Genomic DNA, 23393 nt, shown 5'->3' on the forward strand with positions numbered 1-23393 from the left:
CCTCAGTCGTCGTGGCTCGGCTCGTCCGGGCCGACGGGCCGGCCCGGCGACGACGGCCAGTCGGGCGGCGAGTCGGGGACCGGGTCGGACGGTCGCGGCTCGCCGGGGACCGGGTCCGCGTGGCTCGGGTCGCGCGGCGGCTCCGACGGGTCCGGGGGCGGCCCCGGGGACTTCGGCGGCTCGACCGTGGGCTCGACCGGAGGGACCGGCTCCGTGCCTGGCTCGTCAGGGTTCGTGGTCATGGCTGCACCTCCGTGCTGCTCGGTACGGCTCCTCGGGACGCCCGCGGCGTCCCTCCTCGACGCTAGGCGCGCCGCGCCCCGCTCGCGCGCGGCGGGGCCGCCGCTCGTCCCCCATGGGGACGGGTGCCCATGGCCGGTCCGAGCCGGTGGTGCCTACGATCCGGACGTCCGCCGTCACGGCTGTTCGCCGCTCCGGACGGAGCGGCCCCTGGAAGGAGCACACATGAGGACTCGTCAGCTCGTCGCCGTCGCCGCCACGGCCGGCGCCCTGGTGCTCGGGACCGCGATCGGCGCCTCCGCGGGCACCTCCGGCACCGTCTACAGCGCCGGCAGCCCGCACTACGCGAGGGCGACGTTCGCCCCCAACGACCCGGGGCGCCACAGCGCGTACGTCGCGGTCGTCGACAACCGCAAGGACGGCGCCAGCGCCGTCGCGCAGGTCCGGTTCGACGGGACGACGAAGACCGTCCGTGCGAGCGACGGCGTCGGCTCGAGCGTGTACTGGTACTCGAGCGGCATGTCCAAGGGGAAGTCCGTGTCGGTCCGTGCGTGCCGGCAGGACCTCTCGGCAGGCGGCCCGATCAAGGACTGCGGCGCCTGGCGGACCTTCGTCGCGTGAGCCGGCCGCCCGGCCGGTCACGGCCCGCCCAGGGCGGCGGTCACCGGCCGCGGCCTACCCTGGGCACGTGACGTCGTTCGCCTCGGACAACTACTCCCCCGCCCATCCCGACGTCCTCGCCGCGCTCGCCGCGGCGAGCGCCGGGCACGAGATCTCGTACGGCGAGGACCCGTGGACGGCACGCCTCCAGGACGCCGTACGGTCCCGCTTCGGCCCGGACGCCACGGCCTACCCGGTGCTCACGGGGACGGGTGCGAACGTCGTGGCGCTCATGGCCATGCTGCCGCGCTGGGGCGCGGTCGTCGCGACCGAGCACGCGCACCTCAACACGGACGAGAACGGTGCGCCCGAGCGCGTCGGCGGGATCAAGGTGCTCGCGCTCCCGGCGCCGGACGGGAAGCTGACGCCCGACGCCGTGGAGCGGTTCGCGGGCGACCTCGGCGACCCGCACCGCGCGCAGCCGCTCGTCGTGTCCCTCACGCAGGCCACGGAGCTCGGCACGCTCTACACGCCCGCCGAGATCCGCGCGGTGGCCGACGCGGCGCACGCGCGCGGCATGCGCGTGCACCTCGACGGGTCGCGCCTCGCGAACGCCGCCGCCGCGCTCGACGTGCCGCTGCGCGCCCTCACGACCGACGCGGGCGTGGACGTGCTGTCGTTCGGCGGCACCAAGAACGGGCTCGCGCTCGGGGAGGCGGTCGTCGTGCTCGACCCGTCGGCCGTCGACGGCGTCGAGTTCGTGCGCAAGGCGACGATGCAGCTCGCGTCCAAGATGCGCTACGTCTCCGCGCAGCTCCTCGCGCTGTTCGAGCCGGTGGGCGACGCCGTCGCCGAGGTCGACGAGATCGCGGACGCGGACGAGCTCTGGCTGCGCAACGCACGGCACGCGAACGCGATGGCGGCGCGCCTGCGCGCGGGGCTCGCGGACGTCGTCGTCCCCGCCGCGCTCGGGCCGGACGACGCCGTGCGCGCCACCCCGACCGGCCTCGCCTTCACGCAGCCCACGCTCGTCAACGCGGTCTTCGCGACGCTCCCCCGCGCGGCCGTGGAGCGCCTGCGCGAGCGCCACCGCTTCTACGACTGGGGACCGGGCGAGACCGCCGACCGGGTCGAGGTCCGGTGGATGTGCGCGTGGGACACGACCCCGGACGACGTGGACGGGTTCGTCGCGGACGTGCGCAGCGTCCTCGCGCTCGCGCGCTGACCGGGCGAGGATGGGCGCCATGACTCCCGAGACCCTCCCCACTCCGGACGACCTCGTGCACCTGCGCCGCTGCGTCGAGCTCGCGCGCGAGGCGCTCGACGACGGCGACGAGCCGTTCGGCTCGCTCCTCGTCGACCGCGACGGAGCCGTGCGGTTCGAGGACCGCAACCGCGTGAAGGACGGCGACGCGACCCGGCACCCGGAGTTCGAGATCGCCCGCTGGGCCGCCGAGCACCTGACGCCCGAGGAGCGTCGCGACGCGACCGTCTACACGTCCGGCGAGCACTGCGCGATGTGCAGCGCGGCGCACGCCTGGGTCGGGCTCGGGCCGATCGTCTACGCGTCGAGCACGACGCAGCTCGTCGGCTGGCTCGACGAGTGGCGCGTGGCGCCCGGACCCGTGCGCCCGCTCGCGATCGGCGACGTCGCGCCGGGCGTGCCCGTGCGCGGCCCGGCCTACGAGCTCGCCCCCGAGATCCGGTCGCTGCACGCGCGCCTCCACGGCGTGTCGTGAACCTGTCGGCGCGACACGCCGCGCCCTGATGCGACCTGGCGCTGACAGGTCGCGTCAGCCGTCCAGCGCGGCCGCCACCGTGCCCGCCACCTCCGGGAGCGCGAGGTAGCCCGCCGGGCTGCCGTCGGAGAGCAGCACGGCTGCCGCGTGGTGGCCCGGCGCCGCGTTCGCGACGACGAGTTCCTCGATCGCGGGCCTCGGCGGGTCGAGCGGGAACGCCGCAGGTCCGAGGCCGTGGAGCGCGAGCGCGTCCCGGCGGTCGCGCGCCGCGACCCAGCGGCGCACCGGCGCGGGCACGCGCAGCGGGGCGCGCGCGGCGAGGACGTCGCGGATCGCCCGGATCGCGAGCGGGGAGCCCAGCGTGAGCAGCAGCGGCACGTCCCACCGCGCGGCGTCGGGGTGCTCGCGCAGCACCGAGTACGCGACGACCGACCCGAGCGAGTGCGCGACGACGACGGCCGGGCCGTCGGTCGGGATCGCGGCCGCGAGCGCGTCGTCGATCGTCCTGCGCACGGCGTCGTCGTGCAGGTACGCCCACACGTCGCGCGCGAGCAGCACGACGACGCCGCTGCTCAGGCCGGGCACGTACCGGTCGAGCGCGGACAGCAGCAGGTTCAGCCACTCCCCCGCACCGGCCCCGGCGCCCTCGGGGCGCGCCGGCACGCCCGCTCCCGCTCCCCGCAGCACCTCCTCGACGACGGCCGCGACGAACGCGAGCTCGTCGCCGGGCAGGGCCGCCAGCGCGTGCACCGTCACCGCCGGCGGCTCTGCGTCTCCCGCGACGAGCCCCGCGAGGGTGTCGCCGTAGAAGACGAACGACGTGTCGGCGTCGTGCAGCACGCGGCTCGACCCCGCCGCGCGCAGCCCCGCGTCCAGCACGGTGGTCCAGGTGCGGTCGAGGACGTCGGCGTCGAGGCCCTGGTTGTCGCGGCCGTGGACGAGCACGAGTCGGGTCACGCGCCCGAACCTACCGGCTGCCGGTGCCGCCCGGAGGGTCTACCGTCGCCCCAGAAGCGGACCCCGCCCCCGAGCCCCCCGGAGGTACTCATGACCGACCCGACCCTGACCGAGCACAGCACGACCGCCGAGATCCACGTCGCGCGGCCGCCGCAGGTCGTGTGGGCCGAGCTGCTGCACCCGAGCGCCCGCTGGATGCTCGGCATGAACGTCGAGACCGACTTCCGGCCCGGCAGCCCCGTGACGTTCGAGGGGCACTACATGGGCCGCGAGTTCGCGGACTGGGGCACCGTCGTCGCGGTCGAGCGCCCGCGGTTGCTGCACTTCACGCACTTCTCCCCGACGATGGGCCTGCCGGACGTCCCCGAGAACTACCACGACATCGCCATCACGCTCGAGCCGGACGACTCCGGGACGCGCGTGCGCGTCGTCGAGCGCAACATCGAGACGGCCGAGCGCGCGGAGCGCGCGCACGCGCTGTGGACCAAGGCGCTCGGGACGCTCGCGGGCCACGACTGAGGTCGGGCGCCGCTCGCGGCTACGACGACGGGCCGGTCACCCCGCGGGGTGACCGGCCCGTCGTGCGTCGCGGTGGGCGACGACGTCCCGCCCGTCAGGCGGTCCGGCGGCGCCTCGTCACGGTGAGCAGCGCGGCCCCGCCGAGGACGAGGAGCGCGCCCAGGCCGACGAGCCCGCCCGTGGTCGCGCCGGTCACGGCGAGCCCCCCGGTCGTGCTCGCCGTGTTGGTGAGCGTCACGTCCGCCAGCTCGCCGACGGCGACCGTCAGCTCGGCGGTGCGCTCGCCGTCGACCGTGAAGGCCGGCGTGCCCCACCGGACGCCGTCGATGCTCGGCAGGTCGACCTCGCCGAGCGTCACGACGGTCCCCTCGGGGAGGTCCGCGGGGCCCGTGACGACCGCGCCGTCGGCGCGGACCGTGAGGCGCCCCGACGTCGGGCCGCCGTAGAGCGTCCCGCCCGGGACGTCCGCGGTCCAGGTGACCGTGAACGTGGTGTCGTCGGGCACCCGGCCCGCCGCGTTCCCGGTGACGACCTTGTGCACGGCGAACCCGCCGACGAGGTGCGCGTCGTTCGCGGTGTTGGTCAGGGTGACCGCGACCGCGGTGTCCGCGGCGACCGTGACGGTCGCCGGGTCGACGGCCACGCCGTCCACCGCGAACGTCGGCTCGCCCCAGAGGACGCCCCGGACCTCCGGCAGCGGGGTGCGCTCGGTGAACGTCACCTCGGTCCCTACGGGCAGGTCCTGCGGCCCGGCGACGACGGTGCCGTCGGCGAGGACGGTGAGCGTGCCCTCCGTGGCCCCGTCGTACTCGACCCCGGCCGGGAGCACGGCGGTCCAGGCGACCTGGAACGCGGTACCGGCCGGGACGAGGCTCGCGGCGTCGCCGCCGACCTCCTTGTGCACGGTGAACCCGCCGGCCTGCGCGACCGCCGTGTTCGTCACCGTGACCGCCACCGGCGCGTCGGCGCCCCCGACCACGACCGTGGCCGGGTCGAACGTCGGCGTGCCCCACGCGATCCCGGGGACGTCGGGGAACGTCGGCTCGGCGAGCGTCACGGCGGAGCCGTACGGCAGCGCGGGCCCGTCGACGACCGTCCCGTCCGCGAGCACGGTGAGCGTGCCGCTCGTCGGGCCGTCGAATACGACGCCGTCGGGCACGGTCGCCGACCACGTCACGGTGAACGCCGTGTCCTCCGGGACCGCGCCGGCCGCGGCGCCGGTGAGCGCCTTGGCGACGGTGAACGTGCCGAGCACGGTGTCCGCGGTGTTCGTGACGGTCACCGCCACCGGCTCGCCGTCGTTCTCCGTGATCGTCAGCGCACCCTCGGGGTCGAGGCTCGGCTCGCCCCACGCCACGCCCGGGACCTCCGGCAGCGGCGTCTGCTCCGCGAACGTCACGACCGTGCCCACGGGCAGGTCCTGCGGACCGTCCACGACGGTCCCGTCCGCGAGCACCGTCAGCGTGCCCGCGAGCTCGCCCGCGTAGGTGACGCCGTCGGGCAGCGTCGCGGACCAGTCCACGTCGAACGCGGTGTCGCCCGGGACGACGCCCGCCGAATGCCCGTCCACGACCTTCTGGACCGTGAACCCGCCGACGACGCTCGTCGCCGTGTTCGTCACGGTGACCGCCGTCGGGGTGTCACCGGTCTCGGTGATCGTCACCGACTCCGGCGAGATCGTCGGGGTGCCCCAGACGACGTCCGGCACGTTCGGCGGCGTCTGCTCGGCGAACGTCACGACCGTGCCCACCGGCAGGTCCTGCGGGCCGTCCACGACGGTCCCGTCTGCCAGCACCGTGAGGGTCCCGGTCAGCGGGTCGTCGTAGGTCACGCCGTCGGGAAGCACCGCGGACCAGTCCACCAGGAACTCCGTGTCGTCCGGCACGATCCCCGCCGCGTTCCCGGCCAGCGCCTTGGCCACCGAGAACCCGCCGACGACGCTCGTCGCCGTGTTCGTCACGGTCACCACGACCGGCTCGTCGCCCTCGGCGATCGTCACCGACTCCGGCGAGAGCTCCGGCGTGCCCCACACGACGTCCGGCACGTCGGGCAGCGGCGTCTGCTCGGCGAACGTCACGACCGCGCCGACCGGCAGGTCGTCCGGGCCGTCGGTGACGGTCCCGTCCGCGAGCACCGTGAGGGTGCCGGTGAGCGGGCCGGGGTACGTCACGCCGTCGGGCAGGGTCGCCGTCCAGTCGACGAGGAACGCCGTGTCGTCCGGCACCACGCCGGCCGCGTTCCCCGCGAGCGCCTTGGCCACCCCGAACGACCCGGTCACCGCGTTCGCGGTGTTGGTCACCGTGACCGCGACGGGCTCGCCGTCGTTCTCCGTGACCGCGAGCTGCGCCGGGTCCACGGACACGGCGCCCCACGCGACGCCCGGGACCGCCGGCGGGGTGGCCTCGGTGAAGGTCACCGTGGTCCCGACCGGCAGGTCCTGCGGGCCGTCCACGACCGTGCCGTCCGCGAGGACCGTCAGCGTCCCGGTGAGGAACCCGTCGTACGTGACGTCCGGCGGGAGGGTCGCGACCCAGGTCACGGAGAACTCCGTGCCGTCCGGCACGATCCCCGCGGCGTCGCCGATGACGGACTTCTGCAGCGTGAAGCCGCCGACGACGCTCGTCGCCGTGTTCGTCACGGTGACCTCGGTGGGGGTGCCCCCGGTCTCCGTGATCGTCACGGACTCCGGCGAGATCTCCGGGGTCCCCCACACGACGTTCGGGACCTCGGGCAGCGGCGTCTGCTCCGCGAACGTCACGACCGTCCCCACGGGCAGGTCCTGCGGCCCGTCCACGACGGTCCCGTCCGCGAGCACCGTCAGGGTCCCGGACAGCGCGCCCTCGTACGTGACGCCGTCGGGCAGGGTCGCCGTCCAGTCGACGAGGAACTCCGTGCCGTCCGGCACGACCCCCGCCGCGTTCCCGGCCAGGGCCTTGGCCACGGCGAACCCGCCGACGACGCTCGTCGCGGTGTTCGTCACCGTCACGAGGGTCGGCGTCTCGCCCGTCTCCGTGACGGTCACCGACTCCGGGGAGACGACCGGGTCGCCCCACACCACGTTCGGGACCTCGGGCAGCGGCGTCTGCTCCGCGAACGTCACGACCGTCCCGACGGGGAGGTCCTGCGGGCCGTCCACGACGGTCCCGTCCGCGAGCACCGTCAGGGTCCCGGACAGGTCGCCCGCGTACGTCACGCCGTCCGGCAGCGTCGCGGACCAGCCGACCTGGAACTCCGTGCCGCCCGGCACGATGCCCGCCGCGTCGCCCGCGAGCGCCTTTTGCACGGCGAACCCGCCGACGACGCTCGTGGCCGTGTTCGTCACCGTCACGGTGACGGGCTGCCCGTCGTTCTCCACGATCGTCAGCTCGGCACCCGGCGCGAACGACGGCTCGCCCCAGACGACGCCCGGCACGGCGGGGAGCGGCGTCTGCTCCGCGAACGTCACGACCGTTCCGACCGGCAGGTCGTCCGGACCGTCGGTGACGGTCCCGTCCGCGAGGACGGTCAGCGTGCCGGAGAGGTCGCCGTCGTAGGTCACGCCAGCGGGCAGGGTCGCCGTCCAGTCGACCAGGAACTCCGTGCCGTCCGGCACGATCCCGGCCGCGTCGCCCACGACCGACTTCGCCAGCGAGAACCCGCCGACGACGCTCGTCGCCGTGTTCGTCACCGTCACCACGACCGGCTCGTCGCCCTCGGCGATCGTCACCGACTCCGGCGAGAGCTCCGGCGTCCCCCACACCACGTTCGGCACCCCGGGCAGCGGCGTCTGCTCCGCGAACGTCACGACCGTGCCGACCGGCAGGTCCGCCGGACCGTCCGCGACGGTGCCGTCCGCGAGCACGCTCAGCGTGCCGGACGTGTCGCCGTCGTAGTCGACCCCGGCCGGGATCGTCGCGGTCCAGTCGACGAGGAACGCCGTGTCGTCCGGGACCACGCCGGCCGCGTTCCCCGCGAGCGCCTTGGCCACCCCGAACGACCCGGTCACCGCGTTCGCGGTGTTCGTCACGGTCACCGCGGACGGCGCCCCACCGTTCTCGGCGACCGTCAGCGTCGCGGGGTCCACGGACACCGCGCCCCACGTGACGCCGTCGACCGCGGGAGGCGTCGCCTCGGTGAACGTCACCGTGGTGCCCACCGGCAGGTCCTGCGGGCCGTCCACGACGGTCCCGTCGGCCAGGATCGTCAGCGTCCCGGTGAGGAACCCGTCGTACGTCACGCCCGCAGGGAGCGTCGCCACCCAGGTCACGGAGAACGCGGTGTCGCCCGGCACGAGGCCCGCGGCGTTCCCGGTCACGTCCTTCTGCAGCGTGAAGCCACCGACGACGCTCGTCGCCGTGTTCGTCACGGTGAGCTCGACGCCCGTCGCGCCCTCGACGATCGTCACCTGGGCGCTCGGCGCGAACGTCGGCGTCCCCCAGACCACGTTCGGCACGTCGGGGAGCGGCGTCTGCTCGGCGAAGGTCACCACGGTGCCCACCGGGAGGTCGGCCGGACCGTCCACGACCGTCCCGTCCGCGAGCACCGTGAGGGTCCCGGACACGTCGCCGTCGTAGTCGATCCCGTCGGGGACCGCCGCGGTCCAGTCGACGAGGAACGCGGTCTCGTCCGGCACCGCTCCGGCGGCGTTCCCCGCGAGCGCCTTGTGGACCGTGAACCCGCCGACGACGCTCGTCGCCGTGTTCGTCACCGTCACCGCGACGGGTGCACCTCCGTTCTCGGTGATCGCCAGCTCGGCGCCCGGCGCGTACGTCGGGGTGCCCCACACCACGTTCGGCACCTCGGGCAGCGGCGTCCGCTCCGCGAACGTCACGACCGTGCCCACGGGCAGGTCCTGCGGACCGTCCACGACGGACCCGTCCGCCAGGACCGACAGCGTCCCGGACAGGTCGCCGTCGTAGGTCACGTCGTCCGGGAGCGTCGCCGTCCAGTCCACGAGGAACGCCGTGTCGCCCGGCACCGCGCCGGCCGCGTTCCCCGCGACCGACTTGGCGAGCGCGAAGCCGCCGTTCACGGTGCTCGCCGTGTTCGTCACCGTCACCGCGACGCCCGTCGCGCCCTCGACGATCGTCACCTCGGCTCCGGGGTCGAGTACGGGCTCGCCCCACACGACGCCGTCGACCTCCGGGAGCGGCGTCTGCTCCGTGAACGTCACGACCGTCCCCACGGGGAGGTCGACCGGGCCGGCCACGACCGTCCCGTCGGCGAGCACCGTCAGCGTCCCGGACAGGTCGCCGTCGTACGTCACGCCCTCGGGGAGGGTCGCGCTCCAGCCCACGACGAACTCGGTGTCGTCCGGCACGAGGCCGGCGGCGTTCCCGGTCACGGCCTTGGCCACCGTGAACCCGCCGTCCACCGTCGAGGCCGTGTTGGTGACCGTCACCGTGACGGGGTCGCCCCCGTTCTCCACGACGACGAGCGTCGACGCGGGCGCGAAGGACGGCACGCCCCAGACCACGCCGTCGACCGACGGCAGCGGGGCGCGCTCGGTGAACGTCACCGTGGTGCCCACGGGGAGGTCCTGCGGGCCGTCGACGACGGCCCCGCTCGCGAGCACGGTCACGGTCCCGGTCAGCGGGCCCCCGTACGTGACGCCGTCGGGCAGCACCGCCGACCAGTCGACGAGGAACGCGGTGTCACCGGGCACCAGCCCGGCCGCGTTCCCGGTCAGCGCCTTGGCGACCGAGAACCCGCCGTCCACCGTGGTCGCGGTGTTCGTCAGCGTCACGACGACCGGCGCGCCGGCGTTCTCGGTGATGGTGACCGTGGTCCCCGGGTCGTAGGACGGCGTGCCCCACACGACGCCGTCGATCTCCGGGAGCGGGGTCTGCTCGCTCAGGGTCACGACCGTCCCGACGGGCAGGTCGGTCGGGCCGTCCACGACCGTGCCGTCGGCGAGGACGGTGAGGGTGCCGGACGTGTCGCCGTCGTAGTCGACGCCGTCCGGGATGTCGGCGCTCCAGTCCACGAGGAACGCGGTGTCCTCCGGAACGATCCCCTGCGCGTTCCCCGCGAGCGCCTTCGCGACGCCGAACGACCCGACGACCGCGTTCGCGGTGTTCGTCACCGTGACCGCGACGGGCTCGCCGTCGTTCTCGGTGACCGTGAGCTGGGCCGGGGTGAACGACGGCGGGCCCCACACGACGTCGCCGACCTCGGGCAGCGGGGTCTGCTCGGCGAACGTCACCACGGTGCCCACCGGGAGGTTCGCCGGGCCGTCCACGACCGTCCCGTCGGCCCGGACGGTCAGCGTCCCGGTGAGCGGACCGTCGTAGGCGACGTCCGGCGGCAGGGCCGCGGTCCAGGTGACCGTGAAGGTGGTGATGTCGGGCACGATCCCGGCCGCGTTCCCCTGGACGTCCTTCTGCAGCGTGAAGCCGCCGACGACGCTCGACGCCGTGTTGGTCACCGTCACGAGCGTCGGGGTGTCCCCGGTCTCCGTGACGGTCAGCGTGGCGGGGTCGAACGACGGGTCGCCCCAGACGACGTTCGGGATCGTCGGGAGCGCCGTCTCGGAGAACGTCACGGTCGTCCCGACCGGGAGGTCCTGCGGTCCGTCCACGACCGTCCCGTCGGCCAGGACGGTCAGCGTCCCCGTGAGGGAGCCGTCGTAGGTGACCCCCGCGGGCAGCGTCGCGACCCACGTCACCGAGAAGGGCGTGGTCCCGGGCACGAGGCCCTCGGCGTCGCCGACGACGTCCTTGGCGACGGCGAACCCGCCCACGGTGCTCGTCGCGGTGTTCGTCACCGTGACCGCGACGGGGGCGCCGTCGTTCTCGGTGACGGTCACCTGGGCGCCCGGGTCGAACGACGGGTCTCCCCAGACGACGTTCGGCACCTCGGGCAGCGGGGTCTGCTCGGTGAGCGTGACGACCGTGCCGACCGGCAGGTCCTGCGGCCCGTCGACGACCGTCCCGTCCGCGAGCACGGTCAGCGTCCCGGACAGGTCGCCGTCGTACGTGACACCCGTCGGCAGCACGGCCGACCAGTCGACGAGGAACTCGGTGTCGTCCGGCACGGCGCCGGCCGCGTTGCCTGCGAGCGCCTTGCTCAGCGAGAACCCGCCGACGACGGACGTCGCGACGTTCGTGACCGTCACCGCGACCGGCTGCCCGCCGTTCTCGCTCACGACGAGCGACTCGGGCGAGATGATCGGGTCGCCCCACTGGACGCCGTCGACCACGGGGAACGGCGTCTGCTCGGCGAACGTCACGACCGTCCCGACCGGCAGGTCCTGCGGACCGTCCACCACCGTCCCGTCCGCGAGCACCGTCAGCGTGCCGGCGAGCGGCCCGCCGTAGGTCACGTCCGACGGGAGGGTCGCGGACCAGTCGACGAGGAACGCCGTGTCGCCCGGCACCGCACCCGACGCGTTGCCGATGACCTCCTTCTGCAGCGTGAACCCACCGTTCACGGTGCTCGCGGTGTTCGTCACCTGGACGATCGCGGGCTGCCCCTGCCCGACGGTGAGCTCGGCCGGGCTGATGGACGGCGTGCCCCAGACGACGCCGTCGACCGCCGGGGGCGCGACCTCCGTGAACGTGACGACCGTCCCGACGGGGAGGTCGACCGGACCGGCGTACGGGGTGCCGTCCGCGAGGATCACCGCCTGCCCCTCGGTCTCGCCGTCGTAGACGACGCCCGCCGGGATCTCCGCCGTCCACGTCACCGTGAACGCCGTGTCGTCCGGCACGAGCCCCGCGGCGTTGCCGTCCACGATCTTCACCACCGTGAACCCGCCGACCTGCGTGGTCGCCGTGTTCGTCACCGTGACGAGCGTGTTCTGCCCCTCCCCGACCGTCACGGTCGAGGGCTCGACGACGGGCGTCCCCCAGACGACGCCGTCGACCGGGTCCGGGGTCACCTCCGTGAACGTCACGGTCGTGCCGACCGGCAGGTCCTGCGGGCCGTCGACGACCGCGCCGTCCGCGAGCACGGTGAGCGTGCCCGCCAGGGCGCCGTCGTACGTCGCCCCCTCGGGGAGCGTCGCCGCCCAGTCGACCTGGTACTCCGTCGCGGGGTCGACGGCGTCCGCCGCGTTGCCCTGGAGCGGCGCCTTCTGCACCGAGAACCCGCCGGCGGGTGCGCCGACGTTCGCCGTGTTGACGACGGACACGCTCGCCATCGTGCCGTCCGCGGGGACGGTGAACTCGGCCGGGAGGCCCAGCTCGTTCCCGTTGACCCGGAACACCGGCGACCCCCACGAGACGCCGTCGACCTCCGGCAGGGTCGGCTCCGAGACCGTCACGACGGTCCCGACGGGGAGGTCCGGGCCCGGGACGAGGTTGCCGTTGAGCGGGACCTCGAGGTCACCCTCGCCGGTCTCGCTGTCCGGTGCCGGCGTGACGTAGGAGTAGTGGACGGTGAACACCGTCCCGGCCGGGACGTCCGCCGCGGCGGCGCCCGTCACCGTCTTCTGCACGACGAAGCTGGAGGTCGGGACACAGTTGAACGGCCCCGGACCGATCCACGGGTAGTTGTGGATCTCCAGGCCGCTCTGCGAGCCCTCGCCGCCGAACGTGAGGTCGCCGCCGACGTACACCCGCCCGTTCATGTGGTTGTACAGCTGGACGTCCGCCGCCGGTGCCATGACCGACCCCATGAACTGCGCCGCCCCGGCTGGGCCGAGCTGGACCGCGTCGGCGTCGACGAAGTTCCACATGATCCGCGAGGCCCAGTTGCCGAAGTCCGGGCTCCCGAAGTCGTCGAACCGGACGTTGTTCGCGGCGAAGTAGTTGGGCTGGAAGTCGACCGGGCCGCCCACCACGTTGACGACGATCGGGGAGCCGTCGGCGAACCCGTCGAAGTTGAGCGTGTTCACGCCGTTGAGCGCCGCGGCGTCCACCGTGAACACGTGCAGGTCGGTGCTCGTCGAGCCGTCGAAGGTCGCGATGTTGCCCGACACCGCGACGGGTGTCCCGGTCAGACCGGCGAACGTCGTCGACGCCTGGGAGACCTGGTCCCCGAAGTCACCGAACGGCGCGAGCGCGGGCGCCGTGCCGAGGTTCGGCCGCAGCTCCCCGCCGTTCGTGTCCACCGTCCCTGCACCGGTCTTCGCCGCGCCGACCTGGACGTCACCGCCACCCTGGCCCGAGTAGCCGGCCCCCACGATGACGTTCGTCGGTGCGACCACGTCGAGGGTGCCACCCACGTGGAGCATGACCGTGCCGGGGTCCGGTGCGATCTGCGAACCCGCCCCGACCGTGCCGACGTTGAACGAGTTCCCGCTGAGAGTCCGGTTGAACGTCGCATTCCCGCCGACGACCAGCACGCCCTCGGCCTCCGAGGCCGACCCCGTGGCGAGGAAGTTTCCCCCGGCGTACACCGAGACGTTGTTGTCCGTGAACTTCGGGGGCAGGTTCCCGATGCCGGGGAACTGGCCCGGGTCGGGGCACTGCCCGACCGCGGCGAACGAGGGTGCGGCCTGGGGCCCGGTGACGAGCACGACCGCCCCGGCGAGCGCGAGCGTGGCGGCGGTGACGGCGGCGACGACGCGGCGCAGGGGGTCGAGCGTGCGGGGGCGGGAACCTCGGGTCATGCGTGCTCCTGGTCAGGCCGGCGACGGCGCCCCGGGTCGCGGCGCCGTCCTCTGTCTCTGAGACATCGCTGCTCTTCCCCCATGACGCATTCTGCGCTGTGATCTCGGTCTCGTCCTCTTGAGACGGTTTGGTCCGGTCGGTCCTACCTCGTCCTCCCGGCGCGACGACGGCCGGCACCCGCGCGGGTGCCGGCCGTCGATCGGTGCGCGTCAGGCGAGGCGGCGCTGCCGGGCGCGGAGCAGCAGGAGCGCGCTGCCGGTCCCGAGGAACGCCAGGGCGAGGACGGTCACGAGCACCGCGTCGGTGCCGGTGATCGCGAGCTCCTCGTCGTCCGCGGTGTTGGTGAGCGTCACGACCACCGTGCCGTCGCCGACCGTCACCTCGGTGACCGCCGTCCCGTCGACCGTGAAGGTCGGCGTGCCCCAGTCGACCCCGCCGATCTCGGGCAGGTCGGTCTCGGTGAGCCGGACGACGGTCCCCACGGGCAGGTCCTGCGGGCCGTCGACGGCGACCCCGTCGGCGCGGACGGTGAGCGATCCGGTGACGGCGCCGTCCGGGCCGTCGTACGCGTAACCCACGACGAACTCCGTGGTCGGGGGGACGGCGTCGGACGCCTCGCCGGTCACCCGCTTGACCACGGAGAACCCGCCGAGCGCCTGGTTCGCCGTGTTGGTCGCGGTGACCAGCGTGTTCTGCCCGTCGCCGACGACGACCGTCGGCGGGCTGAACGTCGGGACGCCCCACGCGACGCCGGGGACGTCGGGCAGGTCCGCCTCCGTGTAGGTGACGACCGTGCCGACCGGGAGGTTCTGCGGGCCGGCGACGACCGTTCCGTCGGCCGGGACCTGGAGGTAGCCGCCGACGAGGGTGCCGTCGAGCTCGTACGAGTACGCGACGGTGAACTCGGTTCCGGCGGGCACGAGGTCCGCGCGGTCGCCGGTCACCTCCTTGGCGACGGAGAACCCGCCGACTTCGGCCACGTCCTGCGTGGTGTTGGTCAGCGTGACGAGGGTGTTCTCCTCGTCGCCGACCGTCACGGTCTCCGGGGAGAACGTGGGGGCGCCCCAGACGACGCCGTCGACCTCCGGCAGGTTGATCTCGGTGAACGTCACGACCGTCCCGACCGGGAGGTCCTGCGGGCCGTCGACCACGGTGCCGTCCGCGAGCACGGTCAGCGTCCCCGTGAGGGGGCCGTCGTACGTGAAGCCCGTGGGCAGGGTCGCAGACCACTCGACCTCGAACGCCGTCCGGGGGGGCACGCTCCCGGCGAGGTCGCCCTCGACCGTCTTCGCGAGCGAGAACCCGCCGACCTGCGCGGTCGCCGTGTTCGTCACGACCACGCCCGCGACCGCGTCCCCCTCACCGATGGTGACGGTGCCGGGCGAGACGGTCGGCTGCCCCCAGTCCACGCCGGGGACGTCGGGCATGGTCTGCTCCGTGAACGTCACGACCGTGCCCGCGGGCAGGTCCTGCGGGCCGTCCACCACGGTCCCGTCCGCGAGCACGGTCACCGTCCCGGAGGTCGGACCCTCGTAGCCGGAGTCGGGCGGAACCTCCGCCTCCCAGGCGACGACGAACGCGGTGCCCGGCGGCACGGCCCCGGACGCGTCGCCCGTGACGGTCTTCTGCACCGCGAACCCGCCGACCTCCTCGGGCGCGATCGCCGTGTTGGTCACGGTCACGGCGACGCTCGTCGGCCCCTCGACGATCGTGATCGGAGACGCGGGCTCGAGCGTCGGCAGGCCCCAGACGACACCGTCGACGTCGGGCAGCGGCTGCTGCTCGACGAGCGTCACGGTCGTGCCGACCGGCAGGTCGGACGGGCCGTCCGTCACGGTCCCGTCGGCGAGGACGGTCAGCGTGCCCGACGTGTCGCCGTCGTACGCGACACCCGCGGGGACGGTCGCCGTCCAGTCGACGAGGAACGCGGTCTCGGACGGGACGACGTCGGCCGCGTCGCCTTCGAGCGACTTCTGGACCGTGAAGCCCCCGACCACGGCGTCCGCGACGTTGGTCACCGTGACCGCGACCCCGGTCGCGCCCTCGACGATCGTGATCGGCGACGCCGGGCTGAGCACGGGGTCGCCCCACTCCACGCCCTCGACCTCCGGCAGCGGCGTCTGCTCCGTGAGCGTGACGGTCGTGCCGACCGGCAGGTCGGACGGGCCGTCCACCACGGTCCCGTCCGCGAGGACGGTCAGCGTGCCCGCCAGGTCGCCGTCGTACGTGGCCCCCTCAGGGAGCGTGGCCTCCCAGTCGACGAGGAACGCGGTGTCGTCGGGGACGAGCCCCGCGGCGTCGCCCGTCACGGCCTTGGCCACGGAGAACCCGCCCACCACCGGGACGGCACCGCCGTTCGCCGTGTTCACCACGGTCACCGTGACGGTCTGGTTCTCCTGGATCGTGAACTGGGCGGGGTCGCCGAGCGGCTCCCCGTTCACCTGGATCACGGGCGTGCCCCACTCGACGCCCGGCACCGTGGGCAGGTCGGTCTCGGTGATCGTGACGACGGTGCCGACGGGGAGCGTCGGCCCGCTGACGAGCGCACCGCTGATCGGCACGACGAGCGTGTCGCCGCCGGTCGTCCCGTCCGGCTCCTCGTACGTGTACTCGACGTCGAACGTCGTGTCCGCGGGCACGTCGGCGGCGGCCTCGCCCGCGACGGTCTTCTGGACGACGAAGCTCGCCGACGGGATGCAGCTGAACGGCCCCGGGCCGATCCAGGGGTAGTTGTGCTGCTCGTTGCCGCTGCCCGACGTCGTGAGGTCGTTGCCCGCGTAGACGCGCCCGTTGGTGCTCGACGTGAGCGTCACCTGGTCCGCGGACGGGGCGAGGATCGAGCCGACCCACTGCCCCGCGCCGCTCACGGTGACGTCGCCGCTCCCCGTGAAGTTCCACATCAGCCGCGCCGCGGCGTTGCCGATGTTCGCCGGGTCGTCGACGCGCGCGCCGTTGATGTCGACGTAGGCGGCCGAGACCGTGACGGGCGCGTCGCCGACGACGTTCACGACGACGGGTGCGCCGTCCGGGACGCCCTCGAAGAAGAACTCCGACGCGCCGTCGAGGACGGCCGCGTCGACGGTGAACGCCTGGAGCGTCGTGTTGCTCGGGTCGGTGCTGGTGAACGTGACGCGCCCTCCGTCGCGCGCCGCGGTCCCGGTCGCCGGGACCGCGCCGAGCACGAGCGACTCGTCGACGATCACGGTCTGGAACCCCTCCCACGGCGCGAGCGCGGCGTCCGTGCCCATGTTCGTCTCGACCGCGCCCCCGTTGGTGTCGAGCCCGCCCGCGTCCTCCAGGTCGCCCCCGACGTGCACCGCGCCGCCGCCGTCGAGGTTGGCGCCCACGATGACGTTGGTCCCGGCGGCGATGCTCATCACGCCGCCGACGTGCAGCATGGGCGACCCCGGCTCCGGCACGATGCCCGAGCCGGCCCCGACCGTGCCCACGTTGAAGCTCCCCGGGGTGTCGAACGTCGCGTCGCCCCGCACGACGAGCACGCCCTCGCTCTCGGCCGAGGTCCCCGTCGCCGTGTAGTTCCCGCCCGCGTAGACGGCGACGTTGTTGTCGGTGAACCCCGGGACCGGCACGGGTCCGACGTTCGGGAAGTCGTCCGGGTCGGGGCAGAACCCGATCGCCGCCGCGGCGGGCCGGGCCTGCGGGCCCGCCACCAGCGCGACCGCACCCGCCAGCGCGAGCACGGCGGCGACGAGTGCCGCGGTGGCCCGACGAGCACGGTCGAGGACGACGGGACGGGTGGGCGAGCGGTAGGTCATGCCGTGCTCCAGGATCGGTGACGTCGGCTGCGGCACGCGGGTCCCGACGCACCGTTGCCCCGGGACGCGGCACCCCGTGCGGGCATCATGTCGCGCCGCGCCAGGTTCCGCCCGTCGAACGCGGTCGGGCTACGGTGGCCGCTGGAGGTGCCGCCCTTGACCCCCCGTGCCCGGACCACCTGGATCGTCGTCGCCGTCGTCGCCACGCTCGCCGCCGTCTCGGCGGTCGCGTGGTACCTCACCCGCCCAGGCCCCGCCCCGGTCCCGTCACCGTCGGGCGCGCCGAGCGCCTCGCCCGAGCCGTCGCCGTCGGCCACTCCCCCGACGCCGTCCACCCCGTCCGAGGACCCGCTGGCCGGGTGGACGCTCGAGCAGAAGGTCGGGCAGCTCTTCATGGTCGGCGTCGACGTGAGCGATCCGCAGCAGGTGAGCTACGACGCGGTGTCGCAGCTCCACGTCGGCAACGTGTTCCTCGCCGGGCGGTCGCAGGCGGGCACCGGTCCGACGGCCGACCTCGTCGCCGGCTTCACGGCGCTCGTCTCGCCGGAGACGACGAACGGCACCCCGCTGTTCGTCGCGACGGACCAGGAGGGCGGCTACGTGCAGGTGCTGCGCGGACCCGGGTTCTCGCAGATCCCTACGGCCACGGACCAGGCGACGCTCGACCCCGCGACGCTGCAGGCGGACGCGACGACGTGGGGCGGCGAGCTCGCGGCGGCCGGCGTGAACCTCAACCTCGCGCCGGTGATGGACCTCGTGCCCGAGGGCACGGCTGCGCAGAACCCGCCGATCGGGTACTTCCAGCGGAACTACGGGTTCACGCCGGACGCGGTGACGGCCCACGCGAACGCCTTCAGCGCCGGCATGGAGGCGTCCGGGGTGGACGTGACGATCAAGCACTTCCCGGGGCTGGGCCGCGTCACCGAGAACACCGACACCGACGCGGGCGTCACGGACGACGTGACGACCCGCGACGACCCGTCCGTCGCCGTCTTCGCCTCGGGGATCGAGGCGGGCGCCGCGTTCGTCATGACGTCCACCGCCGTCTACGCGCAGATCGACGGGTCGTTGCCCGCGGCGTTCTCGCCCGTCGTCGTCGACGGGATGCTCCGGGGCGACCTCGGGTTCGACGGCGTCGTCATCACCGACGACGTCTCCGCGGCCCAGCAGGTGCAGGCGTGGTCGCCCGCCGAGCGCGCCGTCCTGACGATCGACGCGGGCGGCGACATGGTGCTCGCGTCCGCCGACCCGAGCGTCGTGCAGCCCATGGTCGCGGCCGTCGTCGAGCGCGCGACGACCGACCCGGCGTTCGCCGCCAAGGTGGACGCAGCGGTGCTCCGCGTGCTCGCCGCGAAGGAGCGTCTGCGCTGAGCCCGGGCGGTATAACTGACGCCATGGCTGCCCGTCGCCCCTCCCCCCGCCCGACGCTCGAGGCCGTCGCGGCCGTCGCCGGCGTCTCCCGCGCCACCGTGTCCCGCGTCATCAACGGGGTGCCGACGGTCGACCCGGCGATCGTCGAGGTCGTCGAGAAGGCGATCGACGAGACGGGCTACGTCCCCAACCTCGCGGCGCGCACCCTCGTGACGCGACGCACCGGGTCGGTCGCGCTCGTCGTCTCCGAGCCGACGGAGCGGCGGCACACCAGCCCCTTCCTGGAGCGCCTGTTCACCGACCCCTACATCGGCCGGGTCACGGCCGGCGCGCAGCAGGTGCTCCGGCCGCGCGACATCCATCTCGCGATCCTGCCCGCCGACCCGCCCGCGCACGACCAGGTCGTGCGCTACGTGCGCCAGGGCCACGTCGACGGCGTCCTGCTCATCACGTCGAGCTCCGGCGACCCGCTCCCCGCGCGGTTCGCCGCGCTGTCCGTGCCGGTCGTGCTCTCGACGCACCTCGACGGGGCCGACGAGTCGGCCGGCGTGAGCTGGGTCGACCTCGACCAGGCCGCGGGCGGCCGCCTCGCGGCCGAGCACCTGGTGGCCCGCGGCCGGACGCGCCTGGCGACCGTCGCCGGGCCCGCCGACGTCCCCTTCGCGCGCGCCCGGCTGGAGGGCTTCCTCGACGCGGTGCGGGCCGCCGGTCTCCCCGAGCCGTACGTCGTCGAGGGCGACTTCACGCGCGCGGGTGGCGAGGCGGCCGCGCGCGAGCTCCTCGCCGCACGCCCCGACGTCGACGGCGTGTTCGGCGCGAGCGACCTCATGGCCGACGGCGCGTCCACGGTCCTGCAGGAGGCCGGCCGGCGCGTCCCGGAGGACGTCGCGGTCGTCGGGTTCGACGACTCCACGGTCGCGCACCAGGCGCACCCCCCGCTCACGACGGTGCGTCAGCCCGTCGAGGAGATGGCGGCCGAGATGGCGCGCCTCCTGCTCGCGGCGATCGACGCCCCGGAGACCGAGCCTCGCTCGGTCCTGTTCGACCCGACCCTCGTGGTGCGCGACTCCGCCTGACCCCGCCTCGCGGGGGGGGAGCCGGGTCAGTGGCCGCCGCTCGCGATGAACGCGATGCCCGCCGCGATCGCGACGACGACGACGGCGAAGCACACGAGCGCGCCCGCCCGGCGACCGCGGGTGGCGCGCTCGACGCGCACGGTCCGGCCGTCGGACGTGAAGCGGCCGTCGGGGGTGCCGACCTCCACGGGCACGGCGCGGCCGGCGGCGAGCCGGACCCCGAGCGCGAAGAGGGCGGGCAGGCCCGCGCCGACGACGAGGCCGGCGACGACGACCTTGAGCAGCGAGTCGATCTCGACGAACACGGTTCTCTCCTCCGGGCTGCCGGGGTCAGACGCTCGCGCGCTGGCGCGCGGCGGCCGGGGTCACGGTGGGTGCGCCCGCGGCGGGCACGGGCGACGCGGCCTGCGGCTCGGCGTCGGCGAACGGGTCGGCCGCGTCGAGGCGGCGCTCAAGCGCGGCCTCGCGCGCCTCGACGACCTCGGCCTCGAGCCCGGCGTCCACCGTGCCCTCCTCCCAGGCGTCGTTGACGTTGTTGTGGTCCACGGGCTTGCGGCGCGACGCGACCCAGATGGCGACGGACGTCGCGACGAGGATCGCGAACACGACGACCGTCCCGGCCGCGCCGCCGATCCCGTGCTGGATGCCGTAGCAGGTCGCGCCGACGAGGCCGGCGGCCGGGAGCGTCAGGCCCCACGCGGCGAGCATGCGGCCCGCGACGCCCCAGCGGACCGTGGCGCCCGGCATCCCGACGCCCGAGCCGAGGATCGAGCCGGTCGCGACGTGCGTCGTCGAGAGCGAGTACCCGAACAGGCCGGACATGAGGATCACGGCCGCGGACGACGTCTCGGCGGCCATGCCCTGACGCGTGTCGATCTCGACGAGGCCCTTGCCGAGCGTGCGGATGATGCGCCAGCCGCCCAGGTACGTGCCGAGCGCCATGAAGGACGCGCAGGCGAGGATCACCCAGAACGGGACGCCCGAGTCCGCCGGGACGGCGCCCGCCGCGATGAGCGCGAGCAGGATGATGCCCATCGACTTCTGCGCGTCGTTGGTGCCGTGCGCGAGCGAGACGAGCGACGCCGAGCCGACCTGGCCCCAGCGGAACGCCCGGGTCGAGACGTCCTCGGGGACGTCGCGCGTGAGGCGCGCGACGGCCCACGTCCCGACGCTCGCGACGCCGACCGCGACGAGCGGGGCGAGCAGCGCGGGGACGAGCACCTTGGCGGCGACACCGCTCCAGATGACGCCCTGCGTGCCGACGGCCGCGAGCACCGAGCCGACGACGCCGCCGATCAGCGCGTGCGACGAGCTCGACGGGATGCCGAGCAGCCAGGTCAGCAGGTTCCAGGTGATGCCGCCCACGAGCCCCGCGAGGACGACCTCGAGGGTGATGACGTCGGCGTCGACCAGACCCTTCGCGATGGTCGCCGCGACCGCCAGGGAGAGGAACGCTCCGACCATGTTGAGGACGGCGGAGAGGGCGACGGCGGTCTTGGGCTTGAGGGCCTTGGTGGCGATGGAGGTGGCCATCGCGTTGCCCGTGTCGTGGAAGCCGTTGGTGAAGTCGAAGGCCAGTGCGGTCACGACGACGAGCACCAGCAGGAGCGTCTCGGTCACGTCGTCCATGGTGGGGTCATCCCCGGAGCGCGCTCGACCATCCTGTGGATTCTTCCGCCACTGTTCACCGACAGTTCATCCGGCGTTCGAAGCCGGTGTTCGAACGCCGGACGGGGCCTGGCCGGGCACGGCCGGACGGCCCGCGGGAACGGGCGGCCCGGCCCTGGTGAGGACGACCCGCGGGGTGCCGCACAGGGCGACGCACGGCGACGGCCGGGACGTCAGGCGACGGTCGGCGCGCCCAGGTCGGCGAGGGCGTCGTCGAGGTCGTCGACGACGGTCGCGACCGCCTCGCGCTGCGTCCGGGCGCGCTCCGCCTCCGCCGCGACGGCGGTGCGCGCCTCGGCCAGCTCGGCGTCGAACCGCTCGGCGCTCGCCTGCACGGCGGCACGCTGGTCCCGCGCGCGCTGCTCGCCCGAGAACCACTGCCACGCCGCGACCACGGCCGCGACGACGGTCACCGCGTACCAGGCCGGCGCGACCGCGATCCCGAGCACGAGCGTCACCACCGCGAGCGCCCCGACCCCGCCGACGACGCCCCACGACACCCCGTCGACGGGGCGCGCGAGGAGCTCCGCCCGTGCCGTCGCGGCGGGCGACGCGCCGTCGTCGGCCGGCGTGACGGTGACGGTCCGGCCCGCGAGGCGCAGCACGCGCGACGGCGCCGGGGACGCCGCGAGCTCGGAGGCCCGCGCGTGGCTCGCGACGCGCAGGTCGTCGACGAGCAGCGGTGCCGCGATCGCCACGAGCCCCGGGTCGGTGCCGCGCGCGTCGTCCACCAGCAGGTCGACGAGCGTCCCCGCGGACGCGTCCCACTCCGGGCCGTCGTCCTCGGGCGCGCGGCCCACGCGGTCGGCCAGGAGCTCCGCCCGCTCGAGGAGGCCGCGCTCCACGGGCGCACCCTCGTTCACGAGCGACCCGACGACCCGCAGCAGCGCCGCGCCCGGGGCGGGTGCGCCGCTCGACGTCGCAGCGGTGCCCGTGGCGCCCGACGACGCCCCGAGGGCGAGCGGACCGGGTGCCGCCGCGGGCACGGTGATCTCCCCGGCGACGACGGCCCGCGACCACGCGGTCCAGGACCGCAGCAGCGGCAGGGCGTCGGGCGCCGCGGTGCGGCGACGCGTCCCGGACCCGTCGGCCGCGGCGGCCTCGGGCGATCCCCAGTCGTCCGCGCTCCCGGGGAGCGCGGGCGCGGCCTCGAGGAGCCGGGCGCGCCAGCGGGCGTGCGCGTCGTCGTCGAGCAGGGCCACGCGGTCGGCGAGCGCCGCGCGGACGACCGCGACGCCGTCGTCCCCGAGGTGCCCCGCGGCCGCCGCGCACCACAGCGCCCGCTCGGAGACCGACACGAGGACCTCGTCCGGCCGCTCGCCGGGGCGCTCCGGTGCCGCCTCCGGCTCCCCGTCGGCGCTGCCCCAGCCGCCCTCGGGGAGGACGGGGGCGTCGAGCACCCAGGGCGTCCACTCGCGCGCGAGGCCGGGCTGCCCGACGAGCGCGCACACCGCGACGAGGTACGTCGCGGCCCGACGGCGGTCGCGCAGGAGCGCCTCCTGCGCCGCCTCGGGGTCGAGCCGACCCACGGGCAGCTCGGCGACGGCGAGCGCCGCGGGGACGAGCCAGTAGCCGGGAACGTCGGCGAGGTCGGGCGACCGGCGCAGGTGCGACACGTCGCCCTCGCCCGCCACGACCGCACGCGTCAGGGCGCGCGCCGCGTCCCGGGCACGTCGGGCGGGCGTGAACAGCGCGAGCTCCTCGCGCACCTCGCCCAGCTCGATCAGCGCGTTGACGAGGCGCGTGAGCACCTCGACCCGGCTGGACAGGTCCCCCTCCAGCGAGCGCAGGCGCCGGTTGAGCGACGCCTCGCGCGACCGCGCCATCGCGGCCTGCGCGGCGAGCTCGTCCGAGAGGGCCTGCATGTTGCCCTGGTCGCTGCGCCAGTAGCTGTACGTCGACATGCGCGCG

Annotated in this window: 13 protein-coding genes; 6 read left to right on the top strand and 7 right to left on the bottom strand. The window is 74.8% G+C overall.

Going from position 1 to position 23393, the window contains the following annotated elements; all coding sequences use genetic code 11:
• Positions 1-2 precede the first annotated feature (2 nt).
• The gene (locus tag ACTJIY_RS05890; RefSeq protein WP_253054529.1) at positions 3-242 is read right to left on the bottom strand and encodes a hypothetical protein; all 240 of its coding nucleotides are present in this window, start codon (positions 240-242) and stop codon (positions 3-5) included.
• A gap of 223 nt (positions 243-465) precedes the next feature.
• Here ACTJIY_RS05890 and ACTJIY_RS05895 point away from each other — a divergent pair, with 223 nt between their 5' ends.
• The 3 genes from ACTJIY_RS05895 (at position 466) to ACTJIY_RS05905 (ending at position 2579) form a co-directional block, all read left to right on the top strand.
• A complete protein-coding gene (locus tag ACTJIY_RS05895) occupies positions 466-861 on the top strand; it encodes a hypothetical protein (protein ID WP_440673526.1) in 396 nt (131 codons plus the stop codon).
• Positions 862-928: 67 nt separating this feature from the next.
• The gene (locus ACTJIY_RS05900; protein WP_440673525.1) at positions 929-2065 is read left to right on the top strand and encodes a threonine aldolase family protein; all 1137 of its coding nucleotides are present in this window, start codon (positions 929-931) and stop codon (positions 2063-2065) included.
• A gap of 19 nt (positions 2066-2084) precedes the next feature.
• Entirely contained in the window at positions 2085-2579 is a 495-nt protein-coding gene (locus ACTJIY_RS05905; protein ID WP_253054536.1) for a nucleoside deaminase, read from the top strand.
• A gap of 54 nt (positions 2580-2633) precedes the next feature.
• Here the strand turns inward: ACTJIY_RS05905 and ACTJIY_RS05910 are convergent, their stop codons facing one another.
• Positions 2634-3536, bottom strand: a complete 903-nt coding sequence (locus tag ACTJIY_RS05910) for a hypothetical protein (RefSeq protein ID WP_440673524.1) — start codon at positions 3534-3536, stop codon at positions 2634-2636.
• A 90-nt stretch (positions 3537-3626) separates the two neighbouring features.
• On the opposite strand from ACTJIY_RS05910, the gene ACTJIY_RS05915 reads away from it, so the two are divergent.
• On the top strand, positions 3627-4055 hold the full coding sequence (locus ACTJIY_RS05915; RefSeq protein ID WP_253054540.1) for an SRPBCC family protein: 429 nt from the start codon (positions 3627-3629) through the stop codon (positions 4053-4055).
• A 94-nt stretch (positions 4056-4149) separates the two neighbouring features.
• Here ACTJIY_RS05915 and ACTJIY_RS05920 read toward each other — a convergent pair whose 3' ends face one another.
• On the bottom strand, positions 4150-13590 hold the full coding sequence (locus ACTJIY_RS05920; protein ID WP_440673523.1) for a DUF5979 domain-containing protein: 9441 nt from the start codon (positions 13588-13590) through the stop codon (positions 4150-4152).
• A 210-nt stretch (positions 13591-13800) separates the two neighbouring features.
• Complete coding sequence (locus ACTJIY_RS05925) at positions 13801-17367, bottom strand: DUF5979 domain-containing protein (RefSeq protein ID WP_440673522.1); 3567 nt, start codon at positions 17365-17367, stop codon at positions 13801-13803.
• Between the two features lie 147 nt (positions 17368-17514).
• Here ACTJIY_RS05925 and ACTJIY_RS05930 point away from each other — a divergent pair, with 147 nt between their 5' ends.
• Both ACTJIY_RS05930 and ACTJIY_RS05935 read left to right on the top strand, forming a co-directional pair.
• Positions 17515-18738 (top strand): glycoside hydrolase family 3 N-terminal domain-containing protein, encoded by a 1224-nt coding sequence (locus tag ACTJIY_RS05930; RefSeq protein WP_440673521.1) that lies wholly within the window; start codon positions 17515-17517, stop codon positions 18736-18738.
• A 23-nt stretch (positions 18739-18761) separates the two neighbouring features.
• Positions 18762-19814 carry a LacI family DNA-binding transcriptional regulator gene (locus ACTJIY_RS05935; RefSeq protein WP_440673520.1) on the top strand — a complete coding sequence of 351 codons (1053 nt, stop codon included), beginning with the start codon at positions 18762-18764 and terminating at the stop codon, positions 19812-19814.
• Between the two features lie 26 nt (positions 19815-19840).
• Here ACTJIY_RS05935 and ACTJIY_RS05940 read toward each other — a convergent pair whose 3' ends face one another.
• From ACTJIY_RS05940 to ACTJIY_RS05950, 3 genes are all read right to left on the bottom strand, one after another.
• Positions 19841-20119 (bottom strand): hypothetical protein, encoded by a 279-nt coding sequence (locus ACTJIY_RS05940; protein WP_253054549.1) that lies wholly within the window; start codon positions 20117-20119, stop codon positions 19841-19843.
• A 25-nt stretch (positions 20120-20144) separates the two neighbouring features.
• Positions 20145-21443, bottom strand: a complete 1299-nt coding sequence (locus ACTJIY_RS05945; protein ID WP_440673519.1) for an anion permease — start codon at positions 21441-21443, stop codon at positions 20145-20147.
• Between the two features lie 212 nt (positions 21444-21655).
• A complete protein-coding gene (locus ACTJIY_RS05950; protein ID WP_440673518.1) occupies positions 21656-23386 on the bottom strand; it encodes a hypothetical protein in 1731 nt (576 codons plus the stop codon).
• Positions 23387-23393 lie beyond the last annotated feature (7 nt).

This window comes from Cellulosimicrobium sp. 22598, from assembly GCF_052044445.1.
Lineage (GTDB): Bacteria > Actinomycetota > Actinomycetes > Actinomycetales > Cellulomonadaceae > Cellulosimicrobium > Cellulosimicrobium cellulans_G.